Annotated in this window: 9 protein-coding genes; 5 read left to right on the forward strand and 4 right to left on the reverse strand. The window is 71.3% G+C overall.

Annotation, left to right across the window (positions count from 1 at the left end):
• Positions 1-5 precede the first annotated feature (5 nt).
• Entirely contained in the window at positions 6-2027 is a 2022-nt protein-coding gene (locus G6O69_RS21260; RefSeq protein WP_172305336.1) for a S8 family serine peptidase, read from the reverse strand.
• A 349-nt stretch (positions 2028-2376) separates the two neighbouring features.
• Between G6O69_RS21260 and G6O69_RS21265 the strand changes: the two genes are divergently transcribed.
• Positions 2377-4503, forward strand: a complete 2127-nt coding sequence (locus G6O69_RS21265; protein ID WP_255215839.1) for a hypothetical protein — start codon at positions 2377-2379, stop codon at positions 4501-4503.
• 55 nt (positions 4504-4558) lie between these two features.
• On the opposite strand, the gene G6O69_RS21270 is transcribed toward G6O69_RS21265, so the two are convergent.
• From G6O69_RS21270 to G6O69_RS21280, 3 genes are read right to left on the reverse strand one after another with little or no spacing between them, the layout of a single operon-like run.
• Positions 4559-7384: a hypothetical protein gene (locus tag G6O69_RS21270; RefSeq protein ID WP_176397004.1), complete on the reverse strand. Its 2826-nt coding sequence runs from the start codon at positions 7382-7384 to the stop codon at positions 4559-4561.
• Positions 7385-7443: 59 nt separating this feature from the next.
• Positions 7444-10686 (reverse strand): tubulin-like doman-containing protein, encoded by a 3243-nt coding sequence (locus tag G6O69_RS21275; RefSeq protein WP_172305339.1) that lies wholly within the window; start codon positions 10684-10686, stop codon positions 7444-7446.
• Positions 10687-10745: 59 nt separating this feature from the next.
• Positions 10746-13382, reverse strand: coding sequence for a vWA domain-containing protein (locus tag G6O69_RS21280; RefSeq protein ID WP_172305340.1), 2637 nt, complete (start codon positions 13380-13382; stop codon positions 10746-10748).
• A 353-nt stretch (positions 13383-13735) separates the two neighbouring features.
• Here G6O69_RS21280 and G6O69_RS21285 point away from each other — a divergent pair, with 353 nt between their 5' ends.
• The 4 genes from G6O69_RS21285 to G6O69_RS21300 all read left to right on the forward strand — a co-directional run bounded on the left by G6O69_RS21285 (position 13736) and on the right by G6O69_RS21300 (position 21996).
• Positions 13736-14521, forward strand: coding sequence for a hypothetical protein (locus tag G6O69_RS21285; protein WP_172305341.1), 786 nt, complete (start codon positions 13736-13738; stop codon positions 14519-14521).
• 2 nt (positions 14522-14523) lie between these two features.
• Entirely contained in the window at positions 14524-17859 is a 3336-nt protein-coding gene (locus G6O69_RS21290) for a TAXI family TRAP transporter solute-binding subunit (RefSeq protein WP_255216465.1), read from the forward strand.
• Positions 17860-18011: 152 nt separating this feature from the next.
• Complete coding sequence (locus G6O69_RS21295; protein WP_217909881.1) at positions 18012-20993, forward strand: patatin-like phospholipase family protein; 2982 nt, start codon at positions 18012-18014, stop codon at positions 20991-20993.
• Positions 20994-21072: 79 nt separating this feature from the next.
• Positions 21073-21996, forward strand: a complete 924-nt coding sequence (locus G6O69_RS21300; RefSeq protein ID WP_172305343.1) for a hypothetical protein — start codon at positions 21073-21075, stop codon at positions 21994-21996.
• Positions 21997-22134: the final 138 nt, after the last annotated feature.

A 22134-nucleotide genomic window follows, 5' to 3' on the forward strand; every position in this document is an offset into this window, starting at 1 on the left:
GGCCGTCACTCCAAGATCAGCTCGTTGCCCTCGGAGTGGGTCGGGAAGATCACCTCGACCCACGCGCGCGTGGGCGCGTGCTGTGAGCCGCTGGCGTCGTCGACGGCATAGAGCGCGGCGTCCTCGAGCTCGATGGCCTCGCCGGTCCACGCGTCCCCGCTGGCTGGATCGCCGAGCTCCTGGGGCGTGTAGAGGTGATCCTCGCGGGTGCCGTCGGCGTCCCAGAGCGTGATGATCACGCCGGTGATGTCCTGGGCGCTGAGGCTGGGGTCGAGGTCGAGCTCCAGGTAGGCGGCGGCGTCGCTGGGGCTGGCGCCGGTCTGGCCCATGACCTTCTTGATCTTGCAGGGCGGGCAGGGGTAGCCGGAGGGCTGCGGGCCGGCCCAGGGATCGGGGGCGCCGGAGCCGAGCACCGCGGGGTTCTCGATGGTCTGGAGGCTGTTGCAGCTGCTCGGGCAGGTCTCGGCGGGCGGGGGCTCGCTGATCGCTACCGCGCGGCCGGGGCTGGACGCGGCGACCGGGGTCTGCGGCGCCCAGCTCAGGGGCCCCGCGCAGTCGAGGTTGGGGGCGACCAGCTCCTGCAGCGCGAGGCAGGGCTCGAGCACGTTTTGGGTGGGCGCGGAGGCCTGCCCCTGGGCGGCGCCGATCGACACGTCGGCGAGCTGGCCCGAGCGTGGGCGGCCCGTCGACCACAGCGCCTGCATGATCGCGTCCCCCGAGAGGTTGGGCGCGTGGGACCACAGCCGCGCCGCCGCCCCGGAGGCGATCGCCGCGGACACGGAGGTGCCGGACATCGGCCCGTCGCTGTCGACCTGGGCCGAGAAGCCGAGGGTGGCCAGGCGCGGCCGCGAGCCCTCGCGGTAATTGGCGAGGTCGTCGTCGAGCTCGTCGACGGCCCCGATCGAGTGGACCAGGGGGCAGTACTCGTTCGCGCCGCAGGCCAGCCAGCGTCCGCCGAAGTGCCCCGCGTCGAAGCTCTGGGCGCCGAACTCGGCGACGCACTCCTGCTGCGTCGGTCGGGCCAGGGTCTCCCACACGGCCGGCTCCATCGGCCCGCGCGGGCAGGCGTAGGGCGACTCGTTGCCGCTCGCGGCGATGATCAGCGCGCCGTCACAGCTCGCGCGCCGCAGGGCGCGGTAGACCGTCGGCGAGTTGATCGCGCTGGGGTCCGCCGCGTAGCGCTCCCAGGCCAGGGATAGGTTGATGACGAGCTTGGAGTTGGGGGCGCTGGCCTGCCACGCGCGCCGGGCCTGCTCGACGGCCACGCCGACCTCGCTCGCCCAGCCGCCGCCCTGGCTGAGCCCCGCGTGGAGCTGGACGCGACGCTGGCAGCTCGCGGCGGCGCCGGCTGCCTGCGCGCCGCAGTCATCCGGCGAGGCGTCGATGATCGCCTTCATCAGGTCGCCGTGGGCCGCGAGGGTGTCGACGATGGCCACGCTCACGTCTGCGCTCGCGGGGGGCAGGCCGGGCAGGCTCTCGTCGCGGGTCAGCCAGTCCTCGAAGGCGGGGCCGTAGGCGCCACGGGCGAGCACGGCGACGCGGCAGTCTCGGGCGCTGTCGGGGATCGGCGCCTGATCGCAGGACAGCTCGAGGGCGACGGCCTCGTCGAATTCGAATACGCAGGTCTTTGCGAAGATCGAGGGAGCCCCGAGCTGCGGGCCCAGGGGGGTCTGCTTCCAGCCGCAGGGGAGGTTCGCTGGATCGTCGTAGCACTCGCGGGTCACCCGGCCGGTCGGGCAGAGCTGGTCGATGGGGGCGGCGAGGGCGAGGGCCTCGCAGGGCTCGAGCTCGCCGCCGGTGGTCTCTGCGGGGTCAGGACCGTCGTCTTGACCGTCGTCTTGGCCGTCGTCGTTGCTGTCGCTGTTGCCGTCGCCACCCGAGTCGGTGAGCCCGGGGATGCCGCAGTCGCCCTTGCAGCCCAGCCAGGTGATCGTGGCCAGGCTCAGGCACAGCAGGTGCGGGCCGAGGCGCAGCCGGGGCGAAGAGGAGCGGGTGGGGTCGAGGGCGTATGCATGCTCGTGGTTCATGGTCGTTCTCGGGGGCCTCGTGCTCGAGCACCCCCTGGTCGCATTCGTGGGTCGGCGTCGAGATCTGACCAATCTTTTTTAGGGCGCTCGCGCGCGCTGTCGTGGTCGTGGCCAGAGGCTGGGAGATCTTGGCGCTGCTTCGCCCCGCGCGGGAAAGGCGAAGCGTGGGCGTGGACATCGCCATGGGCACGAACCCGCTCGAGAGGCTGGACGGAGCCCGATCTCGGCCGCGGAGGCAGGCGCGAAATCAATCTGTGAACGCCGCGTCAGGTCTCGGCCGCTCGGCCCAAAGGGAGGAGCGATGAAGATACGTTTCGATGACCTCGGGTCTACACGTCGAGCTCGCGTCGTGGCGCTCGCATCCATCGCGCTCTCGTCGGTATCGAGCGCCTGCGTCGAGCCACAGACCGAGTCTGCGGCGCTCGATGACAGCTCCGTCCGCGCCGCGCAAGGCTACGCCCGCAACCCGCCCAGGATCGAGGAGGCGAAGCTCGAGTTCCTCTCGAACGAGGCGAGCGCCAACGCGAGGCTGAGCTTGCGCTACGCCAAGGGCGAGGTCGAGGCGCTCACCTTGGCGCTCGAGCTCGAGGGCGAGAAGATCGTGCTGCGCGACGACGGCGAGGGCGGCGACCTCGAGCCCAAGGACGGGATCTACTCGGCGCTCATCGGCTACGACCTGGCCGCGGAGGCCGAGCGCCGTCAGCGTCACCTCGACCGCGCCGCGCAGCTCGAGCCTCGCGTGACCCGCTTCGCGGGCCGCGACGTGGTCGAGCGCGTGGCCTTCGATCCCGGGGCGCTGGACTTCGTCCTCGACGGCGAGGCGGTCAGCCCGGCGCAACTCCTCGAGCTGGCCGGGGCGCTGAAGGGGAGCAGCCTGACGGTGTCCTCGGGTCCGGGCGCGAGCGTGGCCATGGCCGCGACCACGGATCCCGAGAAGACCCTGGCGATCCGCGATCTCGCGGTCACGCGCGACACTCAGCGCACCGGCGTGTGGTCCTGGGACGGGGCCAAGTGCTCGTTCTCGGGCGACGCCTTTGGCGACCACGGCTTCTCGCGCCTGATGGAGGAGATGAGCGTGGGCGCCGGGATCGCCGTGGAGGACTGGACGGCCGACTGGCTGCGGACCTGGTCCGTGCCTCAGGTGGTCAACGGCGACGACCTGAGCGCCGAGGTCTCGGGCCTGTCCGAGGTCTGGAACCGCTTCCCGCAGCTGAGCTCCGACGGGGATCCCTACGCCTTCAACGACGTGCTCGACATGAACCAGCCGCCCTTTCAGTTGGTGGCGATCGTCAACCGCGTCGACCTGCACGAGGCCGGGAGCTACGGCGGCGGCGCGGGGGAGCTGCGCTACGTGTTTCAGCTCGTCGATCCCGACAGCTGCGCGCCCCTCGATATGACGGTGATCTTCGAGTACGAGGTCCCGCGCAGCGGATGCAGCCAGATCCGCAGCTACGCCCAGGCGTGGTACGACCTCGACGATCTCGCGCTCGGCTCGCAGGACTATCTCGACGCGCTCGCGGCGATCACCGAGCCGGTGACCGCCGCCGGGGCCAACCCGCAGCACGTCGCCGGGAGCGCCCTGGGCCAGCTGCGCACGAACTCGCGGATCTTGCCCTGGCCGCACTACGCCGGGCTCCAGTGGCATATGCGGGCCTTCGTCCACAACGGTGTGGCGCTCGAGCCAGCGCCGATGCGGATGACGCCGGCCTTTGGCTACGAATACCCCGACATCTACACCTCGGCCCAGGCCATCGACGACTTCATCGACGCCGAGGCGGCCGACATCCTCGCGGGGACCTACGACGTCGACCTGCTCCATCCGGTCTCCAACGATCCCTTCCGCGCGGGCTTCGTGCCCTATGGCCACCTGAGCTTCACCCACTACTCACCCTACGCCGCCGGCGAGGTGGTCTACTTCGACCCCTACGTCAGCGCGAGCGCCACGGTGCCCGCGGGCTCGCTGCCCGGGTCGATGAACTGGTGGGGGATGGAGCGCGGGCGCTTTTGGGGCAGCCAGCTCGCAGACCCCGAGGCGCGCCACGTGTTCTCGCTCAACACCTGCAACGGCTGCCACGCCCGCGAGACCTTCGACGACGGGGGCACCCTCTACGTCGATCACCTCAGCTACGGTCTGAGCCGCTCGGTCGCGGGCGCCGTCGAGGAGCCGGCGTTCATGCACATGCGCCTGCGGGATCCGGTCGACGCCGGGCCGGCGATCTTCTCGCGCTTCTTGACCGGGACCGACGACGGCTGCGTCACCGCGAGCGGGCTCGTGCCGCCCCTGGGCAGCGAGACCTGCACGGCCAGCTGCTGCCCCGTGGGGGACCCGGTCCACGGCCCGGACGCCTACCAGTATCACTACGACGACCTCGCGCGTCGCGGTCAGGCCCTGGAGGCGACGGTGACCAACAGCTGCCTGTACGCGCTGACTGCCGACGCGGAGCACGTGGCCCTGAGCTTGTCCGCGGGGCACTGAGCTCTCGGGCTCTCGGGCCCGAGTCGGGGGCTGGCTGCCTCTCCGAGCGAGAGGGTCAGCCCTGGGTTTCGTCTCGCGGACGCAGCGAGGCCACGGCCGCGATCGCGATGCCCGTGGCGACCACGGCGTAGTAGGCCCGGTCTGGTTCGATCCCCGGGCGCAGGGCCAGCTGCTCGGCCTCGGCTTCGGCCTGGTCGCGGACCATGGCCAGGGCGGGGCGGGGGACGATGGCCTCGCCGCCGCTGCGCAGCGGCCTGGAGATGCCGCTTTGATCGAGGTCCTCGTAGCCCGAAAAATTGAGGGCGCCGCGCAGGGATCGCCGCTGGCGACGGACGAAGGCGGTGAGCCGCTCGGCGGTCTCGCCCGCTCGGTCTACGCCGGCGAAGGGATCCCAGCGGGCGATGGGCTCGGCGAGGCGCTCGGCGGCTCGGCGCAGGCGCTCGAGGTCGGCGAAGGGCAGCTCTTCGCGCCAGCGGCCGCCGCGACCGTAGTGCTCGGCGAGGCGGGCGAGGACGTCGTGGATCCGGCTCTCGCGGCCCTCGGGGAGCAGGGCGTCGACGATCTCCCGGGCCCCGCGCTCGCCCACGAAGGGCTCGACGAGGGTCTCGCCGCCGCGACCGAGCAGGCCGCCGATGTCGTCGCGCTCGCGGGCGTCCCCGCGGCCGGACTTGGACCCCGGCTGCACGCCGAGCTCGCGCAGGTGCTCGCGCAGATCTCCGGCGGCCCGGCGGGCGGCCTTGTCGGTCAGCAGCAGGGTCTGGGCGTCGGCGTCGAGGGCCGCGCACACGGCCAGCAGAGACTCGACCCGCGCGATCGCTCGGGACAGGCGCAGGCGCGTGGTGAAGTACTCGAGCACCGAGCCGCGCGGGCCCGAGAGGGTGTCGCGGAGGCTGGCCCACATGCCGTCGAGGGCGGCGAGCAGGCGCAGGTGGGCGCGGCTGAGCACCCAGGCCAGCCAGCCGCCGATGCCAAGCAGGCCGAGGAGCAGGCTGGTCAGCCAGGCTTTTTCCGTGAACAGCGGCTGGTACCAGCGCGCGGGGTTCATGGCCACGGCGTCGGCGAACATCCGCAGCACCGAGGGGACGAAGAGCAGCGTCGCGCCGAGGGTGAGCAGGCCCCACAGCAGCATGCGCGGGGGATCGGGGCGGGCTCGGGCGGCGTCGAGGGCCCGGGCGTGGGCGCTGCGCAGGGCCTCGAAGTCGGGGGCGGGGGCGGGGCGGGCCGCGTCGCGCTCGCGGACCGCGTCGTCGAGCTGCTCGGCGAAGGCGCGGCGCAGCTTGCTGACCAGCTCCTCGGTGCGGCGCAGGCTCTGGGGCGAGGGGTCGGTCCACAGCTCGCGGTCGACCCGCTTGCGCAGCTTGTCCAGGAGCTCGTCGCGCCACTGCTCGACGGCCGCGCGGTCCCGGGCGACGACGTCGTCGAAGCGCTTGCGCTGGAGCAGGCGCCAGGTCGACTCGATCTCGCGCATGCGGGCCTCGAGCCAGCCGCTGGGCGCGGGCGCGGGGGGCTGCGGCTCGCTGCGCGAGGGATCGCCGTGGTCCGGCCCGTAGCGCTCGCCGACGAGCTCGCTGGGCTCGTACCAGCGCGGCGGGGGCTCGCTCTCGAAGCTGGGGGCGTAGCGCTCGAGCACGGCGCGGACGTCTTTTTCGGCCTGGTCGCCCGGGTCGAAGGCGCGCGCCTCGATCTCCTCGAGGGCGTCGGCCTCGCTCAAGGTCGCGTCGAGGCGGGGGGTGTCGCGCACGGCATCGAGGAGCTCGAGGGCCACGCGGTCGCGGCCATAGGCGGCGAGCTTGGTGCGCGGGAGCTCGGCCACGGCGCAGACGAAGGTGGCCAGGGGCTCCTCGGGCTGGTCGCCGTGGAGCAGGCGGGCGACCAGGTCCGCGCCCCCCTCGGCGCCGAGGTCGGCGTAGAGCAGCAAGGTCGCGAAGTTGCGCACGCACTGGCCGAGCTCTTCGGGGGAGAGCACGGAGAACTCGGCGACGTCCTCGATCAGATAGAGCTGTGATATCGCCCGGCGCCGCGGGGGCGTCTCGGCCACGGCGCCGACCAGCTCGCGGACGGCCGCGACGACGGCCGGGCCCTCGGGGGTGCTCGGCGGGTGGGGCATGGTCAGCAGCGGCAGGATCACCGCGTTGCGGTCCTGGCCGGTGCGGAAGGCCTCGAAGATCGGGCCGAGCTCGGCGAGCAGCTTGCGCTGGATCGCCGCCAGCAGCGGCTCGAGGACCTCGCGGACGGCCGCCTCGCCGAGGTCGGCGAAGACCAGCACCGTCAGTCGGGTCTGGTTCTCGCTGGCGGTGGCGTCGCGGACGTAGACCATGCGCGTGTGCGCGAGGGCCCGGCGCACGGCGACGAGGACCTGCTCGGCGACCCCGGGGATGTCTGCGTCGGCGAGGGCGCTCGCGGGGCGCTGGGGCTTCGAGGAGTCGCGGGAGGGACGGCCAGGCGCGGGCTGCTGAGCGCTGGTCGGACGCCCGCCCGAGCCGTCGAGGGAGTTGCTGCTCGAGTTGTCGGCCGGGCGGTTGTCGGACGGGCGATCGGGGCGGGAACCGTCGCTCGATCCATCGCGGGAGTCGACGCCCGAGTCGGCGTCGGCGTCGGCGTCGGCGTCGGCGTCAGCGTTGGCGGCCTCGGCGCTGACGGGCGCCACATCGTCGAGCACACCGTCGAGGGCCACGCCATCGAGGGGCGCGAGCACCAGGCCCAGGCCGTCGTCCCCGTTGGGGTCGAGGCCGTCGAGGGTCAGGGCCTGGTCTCGCTCGCTGCGCAGACGCTGCGCGATCTGGCCACCAAAGGCGCCCACGCCCACGAGCACCGCCGGGACCTCGAGGGTCCTGGAGGTTCGACCCTGGGCGCTCGTCTCGCTCGGGGTCAAGGCGGGCACCTCACTGGCCCGCCCGGCGCCGCCTCGGTCGAGGGGCGCTTGCAGCGTGGGCGGAGCACTCAGTCACCAAGCACGTTCGAGAGGATGGCGCGGGCCTCCGAGAGCTCCCGGTACTCGGCGCTGCGGCTCTTGCCGTCGAGCTCGAGATCCTGGGCGCGCACGGACCAGCTGCGCACGAGCTGCTTGAGCTCGGCGCGGATGGCCTCGTCGACGTTGGCGACGTCGGCGAGCATGGGCGCGACCCAGCTGTCGTAGACCGCGGGCATCTCCTGGCGCAGACCGACGAGCTTGTCGGCGGCGGCGAGCAGGCCGGGGCAGAGGTCCAAGCTGCGATCCTCGCGGATCTTGAGCACGTAGACCTGATCGTCGCGCTGCGCGACGGTGCCCCGGGCGAGGCCGAGGGCGAGGCCGACCACGGAGATCCGCCGCTGGGCCTCGACGGCCTCGAGCTCGGCCCGGCGATCCTCGGGGTCGAGGTCGGACAGGGCCTCCCAGTGGTGGTCGACGTGCAGCGGCCAGGCCTTCTCGCGCTGGCCCTGGAAGCGCCGGTAGGCGGCCTTCATGTCCTCGTTGATGTGCGGGAAGCAGTAGAGCGGCACGCCGAGGATCGAGCGATAAAAGACGATCCGGTGCGAGTCGGACCACTCGAGCTCCTGCGACTCGTCGCCGGAGACCTCGCTGTAGACCTCGTGGAAGGGCCCGCTGCGCAGCGACTCGTGCAGGCCCACGAGCAGCATGTTGGGGTGCTTGATCGTCCCGCGCAGCTCGGGTTGGTAGCGCGAGAGCGGCTGGGCCTTGTTGATCACCAGCTCGAGCTTGCGCCGGGCGTAGGTGCGGACCTTCTCCTCTTTCCACAGCGCGGTGGGGTCGAGGGGGCGGTCGCCGAGCAGGTCGAGGGGGTCGGCGCGCGGGTCCTCGCACTGGCGGCCGTAGTAGGCGGCCTCGAGGGCGAGGGCGTCGTCGATGCGCAGGCCCACGCGGCGGGCGGGATCCTCGGCCCGGGCGTCGCCGATGATCTCGGGTCCGAGGCGCTCCTTGGCCATGGCCACCAGGCTGTCGACGATCTCCGTGACGATGAGCCGGGCGTCGGCGCGGGCCGAGCCGCCGCGGTCGTCGAAGCGCGGGCGCAGGGCCTCGCGCAGGGCGACGAGCACCGCGTCCTGGCTCTGGAGCTCGGGCCGACTCTCGATCTGATCGATGTAGTACCAGGACCAAAAGCGCGAGCGCGCCGAGGGGTGCTGGAGCAGCTCGACGTCGAGGGCGTACTCGTTGGCCTCGCTGCGCAGGCCGTCGATGCCGCCGTCGAACTCGTAGCGCCGGGCCATCTCCTCGAGGTCCCGGGCCAGGCGCCCGGCCGAGGACTCGATGTCGCGGAAGGTCCGGCGCAGGTGCTCCGCGGCCCGGCCGAGGGCGCCGAGGAGCTCGAGCAGCGCGGCCTTGACCAGCGCGGCGCGGATCTTGTCGACGTAGTCGTTGAACAGGCTGACGGCGCGGTCGCGGGCAGCCTCGAAGTCCTTGTCCTTGCGGGTGATCAGCTTGTCCCAGCCGCCGTAGGTGCGCTTGATCTCTCCGGCCTGGGTGTTCATCTCGCCGCGGAAGCGGCCCTCGCTGCCCAGGTCGCTCTCGGCCTGGAGGCGCTGGACCTGGCCGGCGAGCTCGTCGATGGCCCGCGGCGCGAGCGGCCCGTCGGCGCTCTCGCGGAAGTCGACGAGCACGTAGCGCTGCTCGTACAAGTTGAGCTCCGGCGACTCGTCGGGCCCGGCCTGGGCCATGAACGCGGACCACCAGTCGCCCACGGCCACGCGGTCGAGCTCGAGCTGGAGGTGCTTCTCGATACCCTCGCGGGCCTCGGCGATCTGGCGCTGGAGCGCGTTGAGGCTGGCCGCGGGGGTCCACGAGCCGTCGAGGATGCGGTCCGCCGAGATCTCGCGCACGCCGGCCGTCAGGTCGCGCAGCTCGCTTTGGACCTTGTCGACGCGGGCGGCGAACTTGTCCCGGGCCATGGCGGGCAGCTGGGCCATGCGCTGCCAGACCCCGCCCTCCACGTCCTGCTGGTTGGCGAGCAGGCGGATCTTGTTGGTGAAGGCGTCGTCGATGCGCCGGGCCTTGGCGTCGTCGGACAGCTGGGTGAACTCCTCGGGGTCGACGGCGAAGCGCTTGAACTGCTCGCGCTGCTGCTCGGAGATCAGCGCGGGGTCGTCGAGGAGCACGTAGCGGCGCACGGCCGTGGCCGCGTAGCGGCGGGCGCAGTACTCGAGCACGTCGGCGCGCGGGAGCACCATCACCGCCGAGCCCAAGGTGCCGTAGAAGGCCGAGTAGCCGTCGCGGCGCTCCCACAGCGCGTCGGGGAAGAGCCGCCGGTTCTCCTTGGTGTAGTTGTCGTAGTCGGCCTGCTGGTCGCCGATGATCGGCGAGAAGATCTGCACGTAGGTGGCGTCGGCGAGGGCCTCGCTGACGTCGTCGAGGCTGAAGGTCTGCGGCCGGTCGACGACGTAGAGCAGGTCGTAGGGCCGGCGCGTGACCGAGACCTTGTGCTTGTTGCGCGGGTCGTAGTGGAAGGTGAGCTCGTCCACCGGGTACTGGGTGTCGAGCTTCATCAGGTGCTCGGCCTCCTTGAGCGCCGCGTAGCCGTTGGCGTAGACGCCGTCGCGGTTCATGCCGACCACGCTCTCGAAGGCCTCGGGGAGGATCGCAAAGCCGACCAGCCGGGCCGAGCGATCGTCGAGGATGTCGCGCATCAGGTAGGCGAAGGGCAAGAAGCCCCCGGAGCCCGTGCCGCCGGCGACGGAGAAGTAGACGAAGACCTGGATCGACGCGCCCTGGTGGCGCATGCCGTGGGCGTGGCTGCGCAGGTCGTGGACGATGGCCTGGAGCTTTTGGACCATGTTGCCGGACTCGATGGCCCGGAACATGCTCAGCCGGCTCTCGATGCGGATCTGCCCGGCCCCGGCCCCGCTCTCCTCGCGGAAGCCGTACCAGTCGTGGACCCACTGGGTGAAGTAGTCGTCGGCGTCGGCGAAGCTCTCGCCGCGGCGCAGCTTGGAGTAGGCGACCTTGTCGAAGTCGCTGATCAGCACGGTCTCGTCGACCTTGCCGAGCTCGCTGGTGCCCTTGCGCAGCCGCGCGAGGTCGGCGTCGTTGGTGTCGATGGCGACGAAGCGGACCAGGTTGCGGTACTGGAGTTCGAAGTCGCCGTGGGCCCGCAGGCGCTTGGCGATGCGGCCGATGGCGCGCCCCCCCGAGCCGCCGAGGCCCACAAAGAGCGTGGGGGTGACCTCACCTGGCATGATCCTGATCGGCATCGCTTGTCTGACCTCTCGTCGCTTCTGTATTTGGTTGGTGATCGATCGGCGCGGGTGGATCAGCGCCGGAACATCAAATAGGTGTCGTCGCGGCGGAGCACGACGTTGGAGCCGATGGGCTGCTCGCCGACCGGGACGATCTGCCAGCCCGTGGACTCCCTGAACTGCTCGACGCCCTCGGCCTCCACGACCAAGGTGGCGTTCTCGTTGTCGCGGGCCTCGATGCGGGCGTCGTCGGGGAGCCCGCGGAGGCTGGGCAGCGCGGCCTTGGACCCGCCGAGGTGGACGGTGGCCGGGGTGTAGAAGCCGCGCTTGGTCGGCTCGAGCGACTGGACCAGGCGCCAGTCCTCGTCGCCCTCGCCGAGCTTGGACAGGGCGTTGTGGCTCTCGGCCCGGGCGAGCACGGCCGTCTTGGCGAACTTGGCGGGCGAGGTGAAGCCGCGCACCAGCCAGATCAAAAAGCCCACGCCCAGGGCGAGGGCCGCCCACTTGGCGATGGTCTTGCCGGGGCAGACCCAAAAGCTCGGCTTGGCCACGCTGATGGTGACCGGGACGGAGAGGTAGGGCCCGCCCGCGGCGTCGCGGACGACCAGCGAGAAGGGGTAGTCGCCGGCGCTGCAACAGTCGCTGGCCGTGAGCTCGACCTGGACGCTGGCGGTCTCGCCGGGGCCCTCGTTGTGGATCTGCTGCTCGGTCTCGGCGAGGGTCGGGCGCAGGCCCTCGGGGACCGCGTCGGGGTCGTCGGGCTCGAGGGAGAGCTCGAGCTTGGCGCTGACCGGAGCGGGGAAGCTCAAGGTGGCCTGGGCCGTCTCGCCGCCGGTGACGCTGGCGGTCTGGGGGGCGGCCGTGGCGTGGCGCAAGGTAGCGATGATCGGCAGCCGGCGGGGGTCGAGGCCGGCGGCCGAGCCAGTGCCCGCGATGACGAGGTCGAGGGCCACGGGGAGCTCGCGCGGCCCCGCGTCTTCTTTGGCATCACCCTTGGCGTCCCCATTGGGATCGCTCTTGGTGCTGCTGAGCTCGCTGCTGATCAGCGGGCAGAAGTTCGACGCGTGGATCTCGACCTGGACCGAGAAGGGATCTTGGAGGTCGACCGTGGCCGGGGAGGGGACGCAGCGCAGGCAGGGGAGCTCGCCGGCCAGGGGATCGATGGCGCCCGCGTCTCCGGTGACGGTGCAGCTGACCTCGGCCTGGCCGGCCTCGGGGAAGCTGCCCGAGACCTGAAGGGTGAGCACCGTGGGCAGCGCCTGGGGGAGCACGCCGAGCTCGATGCTTTCGAGGGGCACGTCGGGCTTGTCGGCCCGGGCCACCGTAGTGATCCCGAAGGCCGAGGCCTGGACGCCCCGCCGCGCGCTCACCGGCAGGGCGAGGGAGGCCCCCGTGGCCCGGAAGGTGCGCTCGTGGCGGCCGTTCGTGAGCACGCCGAGCTGGGCGTTGAAGGTGCCGTCGGGGTGCGGCTGCATGGCCGTGGGGCTGGTGCAGGCCTCGTCCTCGCACAGCTCGATGGTGAAGCGCAGGGAGTGCTGGGGGTCGATGGTCTCGCCCACGTCGCCGACGAGCCTGGCCCAGGCGCAGGCCGGCTGTCCCGAGCGCACGGAGCGCTCGTGCGTCCAGGGGAGCGCGGGCCGAGCCGCAGCCTCGTCCTGGTCTGCCTGGCCGGCCTGGGTTTCATCGGGGCACGTCCCGATCACGGCCTCGACGCGCAGGTTGCCGTAGCGGGGGATGGTCAGGACCTCGACGCCGGCGTTGGGGGAGCGTACGGAGAAGGGCAGCATCCGCGGCCCGGTCTTGGCGGTGCGCAGGCTCCAGCCGTAGCCCTGGTGGCGGAAGGTGGGGCCGCCGGCGAGCGGCTCGTCGCGGCTGTCCATGCCCGCGTCGGTCAGGCGCAGGTCGATGGGCGCCTCGCCGTCGGTGCTCACGGCGAGCACGCGGACCTCGCGGGCGCCGGCGAAGCTGCGCGAGAGGCCCAGGCCGTCGTCGTAGCGGAGGTCTCGAGAGAAGGAGAGCACCTCGACGAAGGCGTGGAGCAGCGAGCGGGCGTCGAAGGAGACCGTGGGATCCGCGGTCCAGCCGGTGGCCGTGGCGTAGGCGGCCAGGGTCGGGTCGACGCGGGTCTTGCCGCGCTCGCGCTTGCGCAGGAGGACGAAGCGAAAGCCGCCGCGCTGGTGGCTGGTCAGGCCGTCGAGCCAGCGCTGCGCCGGCTCGATGGCGCCGCCGTTGCACTCGCCGTCGGTGAGCATCAGCAAGGTCTGGTGGACCCCCGCGGCGCTCACCTCCTCGAGGATCGTCCGCGCCTGGTCGAGGGCGCGGGCGCAGGGGGTGCCGCCTTCGTGGGCCCCGAGCTCACCTTGGAGCTCTTCGACGCCCTCGGGGCCGTCGCGCTTGGCGAGGACGCCGTCGAGGAGCTGCTCCGGCGAGGAGAAGCGCGCGTGGGCGACGCGGCCGTCGGCGAGCTCGTTGAGGCCGACGAGCATGACCTGGTCGCCCTCACCCAGGGCCGCGTCGAGGGCCATGGACGCGAGGATCACCAGGCGATCGGGATCGCTCCCGTCCATGCTCTTCGAGTCGTCGACGACGATCAGGTATTGGCCCCAGGACTCCGCGCGCGCGCTCGGAGACCACAGCGCCGCGCAGGCCAGGAAGGCGAGGGCGAAGAGCAGGCCCAGGCGGGCGTGGAGCCCCCGTGCCTTGATCTCCATGGCGCGGGGGCGTCGGATTGCGCCAGGAGCGGACCCTCGGCGAGGGCCGCTCGAGGAGCACGAACGTTGGGCGAGGGGTCGCACGACGCAGCAGGCAGGAGAAAGGGTCGGACGATTTCGCCAGGCGCGCAAGGGCAGAAAGCCGGGCTCGGATGGCGCTCGCAGGCCGTCCGCGCGTAGATCCCTGCGCTGAAATCCATGCGGCAAAACAAGCCTGGGGGGCTGCGTGGGCGCGTGCTCTGGCTCCTCGTCACGCGCAGCTCGGTGGTTCGCCTGCCTGGCGGGGGAGGTGTGCGCGATCGCTCGGTCTGCGCTTGACAGGCGAGGCGGCAGATCGGCATGGTCGGCGCGGCGTGAGTAGTCCAGACGAGCCCGGTGTCGTCGTGCTGCACTGGACGATGGCGGCCAAGGGGCTCGTCGAGTCCCTCGCCAGCACCGTCGCCGAGGCAGGCGTCCGCCAGATCACCTGCGTGGGCGAGCGGGAGGCGGAGCTGCGCGCCCTCGAGGCCCTCGATTACCCGGTGCGCCTGCGCGGCGTCGTCGTCGACCGCCGCTCGACCCTCGACGAGCTCGTCGAGCGCTTCGACCGAGACGTCCGCGTGGCCGCGGCCCGGGCGGTGATCGTGCTCCCGCCCGCGGGCATCGACGACCCCGACTCGACCTCGCGCCTGGCCTGCGCGGCCATCCGCCGGGCCTGTGGCGATCGCGTCGGGCCAAACGTGCTCGTGGAGATCGAGGACCCGGAGGCGGCCTTCGAATTCGTCGGCTTGGGGGTCGCCACGGTCTTCTATCCGGGCCACCTGCGCGCCGCGCTGCTCGGCCAGGCCTGCGTGGACCTCGGCGTGTTTCAGTTCGTCGTCGGTCTCCTGCGCGGGCGTCACCGAGTGCGAACCATCGAGGTCCCGGCGCAGCTGCGCGACAAGAACTTCGCCGACGCGGCCCTGGCCCTCGAAGAAGACGAGCGCGGCCGCCCGATGACCGTCATCGGTGTGGCGCGCGAGACCAGGGGGCAGGAGGACGAGCGCGCCGTGGTCGTCAACCCGGGGCCCGCGACCCCGCTGCGCGATGTCCTGGGCCTGCTCGCGCTGGTCTCGGATGGCGCTGTCCCGAGCGCGGCCGAGGAGCGCCAGCGCCAGTGAAGATGCGCGGGTCGTGCTGGGCAGCCGCGCTCGCGCTGCTCGTGTTCTCGCTGATCTCGCTCGCGCCGGGGCTGGCGGCGGCGCAGGAGCCCGAGGTCCAGCTGCGGCCCTCGGGCGCCGAGATCCGCTTTGGCACCGGGAGCGCCGGCGGCGGCTTTGCGAACACGGGCAAGGCGATCGGCGCCGCCCTCGAGGGCGAGCTCCCGCTCGAATTTCAGATCACCGAGGGCTCCTGCGACAACGTCCGCAAGCTCGCCCGCGGTGAGCTCGACGTGGCCCTGGTCAAGTACGACGTCGCCTCCGAGGCCGTGTTCGCGGCCCGGGCCGGCGGCGCCGGGGAAGAGGGTGGGGGTGAGGGTGAAGATGGTGAGGGCAGCGGGTGGATGTGCGGCTTCGAGGCCGCCGAGCTCGCCAACGTCGAGCTCCAGCTGGTCGCCGCCATCGAGGAGTCGGCCGTGCACGTGCTGCTGCGTCGCCCCGTCCGCCTCGACGAGCTCTCGGGTCTGGGTCAGCGGCCGATCTTCGTCGGCCAGGAGGGCTCCGGCAGCATGGAGACCTCGAAGATCGTCCTGGGCGCGGCCGGCCTCTCGCTCGAGGACGTCAACGCCCTCGACATCGGCAACCGCGCGGCGATGTCGGCCATGCGCCGCGGCGAGCTGCTGATGGTCCTGCGCACGACCAAGATCCCGACCAAGGCCGTGAACGACATCCTGGTCACGGGGATCGCGGACATCAACCCGCTGCCGGACAGCGTGATCGAGCGGTTGATCGACGGCTTCCCCTACTACCGGGCGTGCAAGATCCCCGCGCAGAGCTACCCGGGCCTCGAGCGCGAGGTGCCCACGGTGTGCGTGAGCACGGTGGTGCTCACGGCCCGGCGCGCGGGCCAGGATGCCTTGAGCAACGCCGAGGTCGTCCAGATGATCGCCGGCCTCCAGGACCTCGCCGCCGAAGGCGAGATCAACCAGCTGCGCTGGCGCGACTTCGCCGAGCGCACGCCGGTGGCCCTGCACCCCGGGGCGAAGCTCCACGACGCCGACGACCGGGCGCGGGAGCCCGGTGAGATCCGCTTCGGCGCGGGCAGCAAGAGCGGCGGGTTCACGACCCTCGCCAAGGCCCTCGCCGGCGCGCTCGAGGACATCGACGCCGAGGTCGCGCTCTCGGTTCGGACCACCGGTGGCTCCTGCGACAACGTCCGCAAGCTCGCCCGCGGGGAGCTCGACGCGGCCCTGGTCCAGTACGCCGTGGCAGCCGAGGCCCAGGCTGCGGGGGCCGCCGCCGCGAGCCTGAGCGCCGGCGAGGGAGAGGGGGGAGGCGAGGGGGGAGGCGAGGGGGAGGAGAGCGGCGAGAGCGGGTGGATGTGTGGCCTGCAGCCCGGAGAGCTCGCCGGCGTCGAGCTCGAGCTCGTCGCCGCCGTCGAGGACGCCGCGGCGCACATGCTGGTCCAGCGCCCGGTCCGCCTCGACGACTTCTCCTCCCTCGAGCAGCGCCCGATCTTCGTCGGCCAGCGCGGCTCCGGGAGCATCGAGAGCTCGAAGGTCATCCTCGGCGCCGCCGGCCTGACCATCGACGACGTCAACGCCCTCGACGTCAGCAACAAGGCCTCGATGGCGGCCATGCGCCGCGGCGAGATCCTGATGATGCTGCGGACCACGCCCGTCGGGAGCGCGCAGATCTCCGAGCTCGTCGCCTCGGGCACGGCCGGCCTCAACCCCCTGCCGGAGAGCATCATCGAGCGGCTGATCGACGGCTTCCCCTACTTTCGGGTCTGCCAGATCGACGCCAACAGCTACCCCGGCCTCGCCTTTGGCATCCCCACGGTGTGCGTGAGCACGGTGGTGCTCACGGCCCGGCGCGAGGGCAGCGAGGCGCTGAGCGAAGACGAGGTCCTCGCGTTGATCGACGGTCTGCGCGCGCTCGAGCGCGACCCCGGTGCCGAGGTCGACGTCGAGGTCCGCTGGCGGGGCTTCGCCGAGCGCGAGCCGATCCCCCTGCACGAGGGCGCGGCCTGGGCCGAGCGCCGAGACTTCCTGATCTACTGGGCCAAGATCGCCGCGATCGCGGCCCTGGGTCTGGGCCTGCTCCTGCTCCTGCGCCGCTACCTGCGGCGCCGCGGCCTGCTCGGCGACCCCCTGGCCGGCAACATCGAAGGCCAGCTCTCCAACCCCCTGGTCCCCTTCGTGGGCTTCTTGCTGATCGTCGGGATCGCGACCTTGGTGGTCTGGAACCTCGAGCACGACAGCAACGCCCGGGTGCGAACGCTCAACGACTCCTTTTGGGAGATGAACATGTTCGCCACGGGCAACTTCGACAGCGAGTCGCTCAAGACCTCGAAGGCCCGGGTGATCGGCGTGGCGGCCACGGTCGCGGGCCTCGGCCTGCTGGCGTGGTTCACCGCCGCGCTGACCAGCATCTTGTCCCGCGACCAGATGCGCCTGTTTCGGCGCCGGCGCAACCACATCGTGATCCTCAACTTCCGCGAGGAGATGCTCCAGCTGATCCGAGTGCTGCGCAGCCCCGGGCCTCTGCGTCAGCGCTCGATCCACGTGGTCATCTCCGAGGCGCTCCCCGCCCGGGTTCGCGCCCAGCTGACGCGGGTGCGCGGGCTGACGATCTACGAGCAAAACCCCGAGGTCCCCGAGGAGCTGCTCGAGCTGCGCCTGCCCCGGGCGGCCCGGGTGATCGTGCTCCAGGGCAGCTACCACCCGCTGCGCGTGGCTCGGGCCGTGCACCACGCCTGCGTGCGCCTGGATCACCAGGCCCGGGTCGAGGGCAAGGGCGAGCGCGCGGCCCTGGGCCTGGCGCCGAGCGTGCAGTCGCCGGCCCTGGCCGGAGACCCCGGGGGCGAGGCCGCCTCGCGGGTGCCCGTGACCTTGGTCGAGGCCGACGCCAGCGACATGGAGGGGCTCTTCGATCCCTTCTCGCGCTGGCTGATCCCCGTGCCCGCCCGCGGGCTGGCCGACGCCTGGCTGGCCAAGGCCTGCCTCGAGCCGGGCTTTGGCGAGCTCTTCAACGATATCGTCACCTTCCGCGAGGGCAACTCCGAGCTCTACACCGTGGAGCTGCCCGAGTCGCTGCATGGCAAGACCTGGCGAGAGCTGCGGCGGCTCTTGTTCACGGCCAGCGGTCGCGCGGGCATCGTGCCTGTGGGCATCTATCGCGGCCACCGTGGGCGCCTCGCCTACGCAGAGGACGACGTCGCAGACAGCTCTCCCCAGGCCGAGCTCGATCGTCGCTTGCAGGTCAACCCGCCCCTGGACCTCGTCATCGAGCCCGGCTTTCGCCTGCTCGCCTTCGCCGAGGACGAGGCCGACCTGCGCAAGGTCCTCGGACGCTGAGTGCTGCGAGCTCGAGGCGGGCTCTGGCCTAGGCTGGGGCTTGGGAGATTCGATGTCACCTTCGGTGGCAGGCCGGAAACTTCCAGGGGCGACGCGTCAACGAGAGCGATCTTTGCGCCGCGCCTGCGATAAACTCGCGGTGAGGCGATTGCGTGGATCAAGTCGAGCGAGAAGACGAGGCGTTGACCTGGAGGGCGTGGCTGGCCGGCGGAGCGCGAGGGAGCTTGCGCGAGCGCCTGGTGCGAGAGCTGCCCGCGGAGTTCCTGGACGCCGAGAGAGAGGTGAGCGCGGCGGATCGCAGCGCCGCCTGGGCTGTCTACACCCAGATGCGCACGCGCATCACCACGGAGCCGCTGCACTTTCGCGCCGGGGACGAGGGCGCCGCGTTGACCTCGGTGTTTCGGACCTTCGAGCACACGCGCGCGGCGATCTCCAGCGGCGGCCCCGACTGTGAAGCCTTCGCCGAGATCGCGGTCTACGTGCTCAATGTGGTGATCCGGCCGTTCACCTCGAAGTGGCACAAGAAGAGCGAGCGCGGCGGTCTGGATCAGGAGGACGAGCGCCGCCACTTCCGGGCCGAGCTGCTGAGCTTGCAGCGCCAGCTCGCGGAGTACATGGAGCTGCTCGCGGCCCTCGCTGGGGGTGGGGCGCTGGCGAAGGTGGACGCGGCCGAGGGGGCTGCGGGCGATGACGCTGTGGGCGATGGCGCGACGCCCTTGCCCGTGAGGCTGCGCTTTTTTGGTGCCGTGCCCGACAACGCCGAGGAGATGTTGGCGGCCGAGGTCGAGGAGGTCCACGCGCGTCGCCAGCGACTCTACGCGCGCCGGCCAGCCCTCGCGCCAGCCAAGGTGGAGGGCGAGGCGAGCGAGGAGCGCGAGAGGGTGATCGAGGACGCCATCGGCCTGTCGCTCTCCGGCGGTGGGATCCGCTCGGCGACCTTCTCCCTGGGCGTGGTCGAGGCCCTCGCGGCCAAGGGGATGCTCGAGCAGGTCGACTACCTGTCGACGGTCTCGGGGGGCGGCTACACGGGGACTTTCTTGAGCAGCTACCTCGACAGCGAGGCGGAGGACGTCGGCCCCGGCGCGGACGAGCTGCCCTTCCGGCGCAGCGACGAGGTCGAGGTCGAGTCGGGGGCGCTGCGGCACCTTCGCAACCACAGCAAGTTCTTGTTCGAGGGCGGCGCGCTGGACCTCGCAGGTGTGTTCGTGCAGTACATACAAGGCGCGCTGGTCAATCTGGTGGCTTTGATGCCCGCGCTCTTGGGGATGGTGCTGGTCGGCTTCTCGCTGACCTGGGCCGGCCTGGGCGGCCAGACCCTCGACAGCTATTGTGAGGACTCGACGAGCGGGCTCTGCGAGCGCTGGAAGGAGGCGCCCGCGTCCGCCGAAGGCAGCGAGGTGGACCGCGAAGGGGAGCCCTCGGAGACCAGCGACGCGAGCGTGGCTGGTGCCGGCTCCTCGGGGGACGCCGAAGCAGGGGGAGAGGACGCCGAAGCGGCGGGAGACGAGGTCGAAGCGGCGAGCATGGTGCCTCCCATGCCGGCGTGGACCATGCCCGTGCTGGGTATCTACGGCGTCTTCATCTTGCTCTTCCCGATCTTTCAGCGCCTCTCGAACAGGCCGGACTCGTCGCTGCGCAAGCACGGGAGCAAGCTGCTGGCCTGGCTGACGATCGTGACCGCGGGGATCGTCGCGGCGCCTCCGCTCTTCGTGTGGGCGCATGTTCGCTTTCATGCGCTGTCGGCCGGCTCGGGCGCTGGCGGGAACGTCCTCGGCGCGCTCATGAGCCAAGACCCCGAGCTGCTCGCGGCCGTCGCCGCCGGGGCGCAGGTCGTCCTCGGCCCGGTGCTCCAGGTGCTTGCTCAGGCCATCGGTCGCTTCGTCGGCAAGCTGCTCCAGGGGGTGACCCTGAGCTTGAGCGGAGGGGTGATCTTGCTGGCCTACTTCAAGATCTACGACGTGCTCTTCTCCGGCGAGTGGATGTGGGAGGGGCGCGAGGTCTCGGACTGGACCATCGCGGGGATCGTGCTGGCGGTAGCGATCGGCCTGGCGCTGCTGGCCAGCGTGGGCGTCGACGTCAACCACACCTCCTTGCACCGGATCTACCGCGACCGCCTCGGCCGCGCCTACCTGGTCGACCGGCCCGAGGACGGGAAGGGAGAGGTCCGCGCGATCGCTCAAAAGCCCCTCAGCGAGCTCAACTCCCAGCACAAGGCCCCCTACCACCTGCTCAACGCCGCGCTCAATTTGCCGGGCAGCAAGAACCTCGAGCTGCGCGGGCGGGACACGGACTTCTTCTCGTTCAGCAAGCGCTACTGCGGCAGCCCGATCCTCGGCTATCAAAAGACGCCCGAGCTCGAGCGCCTCAACCCCGAGATCGATCTCGGCGCCGCGATGGCGATCTCCGGCGCCGCCGTGTCCTCGCAGATGGGCACCATGACCGTGCCCGGGGCGCCCTTGCTGATCACCTTGTTCAACGTCCGCATGGGCTACTGGCTGCGCGCCAGGCCGGGGAGCTTGGGTCGGATCCAGGCGCCCGGGATGCTCTGCCTGCTCGATGAGCTGCGTGGCAGCGTCGACGAGCGCAGCCTGTTCCAGAACATCTCCGACGGCGGGCACCTCGAGAACCTCGGCGTCTACGAGCTGCTGCGTCGCCAGTGCCGCTTCGTGATCGCCGTGGACGGGGAGGCCGATCCGGAGTTGCGCTGCGGCGCGCTGCTCAAGCTGATCCGCTTCGCCCATATCGACCTGGGCGTGACCATCGAGATCGACTCCGGCCCGATCGGGCTGGGCGAGAACGGGGACAGCCGCGAGCACGTCGCCCTGGGGACCATCGACTACGGCCCGGGCCTGGCCAAGGGCCTGCTGCTCTACATCAAGTCCAGCGTCACGGGGAACGAGCGCGACGACCTGCTCGAGTATCGCCGGCAAAACCCCAGCTTCCCGCACCAGTCGACGGGGGATCAGTCCTTCGACGAGGCGCAGTTCGAGGCCTACCGCAGCCTGGGTCGGCACATCGGGGACGAGCTCTTCGATCGCGAGGTCATGGCGGGTCAGAGCATCGGCCCGAACACGAGCGTGGCCGAGTGGATGACGGCGCTGTCGAGGAGCCTCATCGAAGAAGAGCTCGCCTGAGAGGCGTGTGGCGTGGGCGCGGTCTCGCGCGGAGAAAAAATATGCAATCGCTGGCGACGCGGGCCGAAGACCCTGCGTCATGATCAGTACGCTCCACGAAGGTCTCGTCTCGCTCTTTCTCTTCGACCCCTCCCTGGTCGTTCGCCTGGTCCGCGGCATCGACGGGCGGGTGCTGACGACCACGCCCAACCGGCTGGTCGACCGCCACACGGCCTTTTACCGCGACGCGCAGCGCGTCCTGCGGGTGCTCCCGCGGACCATGGATCTGCTGCTGATGTTGGAGGACCCCGCGCATCCCGGCGGCGGGACGATGATCATCGTCGAGGTTCAGCTGGATGATGATCCAATCAAGCGCCGCCGGATCGCTGCATACCTGGGGTTGCTCGTGGATCGTCACGATCTCCCCGTGCATCTGGGCATCGTCAGCTTGAAAGATCGAGTGTCCCGCAATCTGGCCACTTGGGAGATTGGGTCGGCCCTGAAGATTCAGCCCTACCTCTTCGACCGGCGCAGCGTCCCGCGGGTCGAATCGGTTGCGAGAGGGCTCCTACACCCCACAGACGCGATCTTGTCGGGGGCGCTGCACGGCCACCATGGGGATCTCGAGGTCGCCGTGACGGCCCTGGAGGTCGCGCGCCAGCAGCCGGCGCAGCTTCGACAGCGCTATACTGCGACGGTGCTGGCGGCGCTCTCGGAGGCGAACCGTCAGAACATCTTGGGCGCGATGCCCGTGGAGGAACGCATGCAAGTCAGTCAATTGGAACGAGAGTGTGGGACCTTCTTGGCCGGCCGTCGGGAGGGGCGCGAGGAAGGCCAGCAGCTCGGCGAGCGCCAGGGGATGCAGCGCCTGCTCGCGGCGCTGTTTGCAAAAAACGGCCTCGTCCCCGACGCGGGCCAGTGGGCGCAGATCGAGGCGGCTCCGGCGGAGCAGCTGGAGGTCTGGGCGGGGCGCGTCGGCTCGGTGCCCTCGGTGGCGGAGCTGCTCGCGCCCAGCAGGGGATAGTGTGCGGTGCAGAGGACCCGAGGGGGCCCAGGCTTGGAGCACCGGACCCTGCATCGCAGACTGGTAGCCCACGGAGCTGGCGCAGCTTCGTGCGTAAAAATAATATGCAATTGCTGGCGACGCGGGCCGAAGACCCTG

Source organism: Pseudenhygromyxa sp. WMMC2535 (assembly GCF_011083025.2).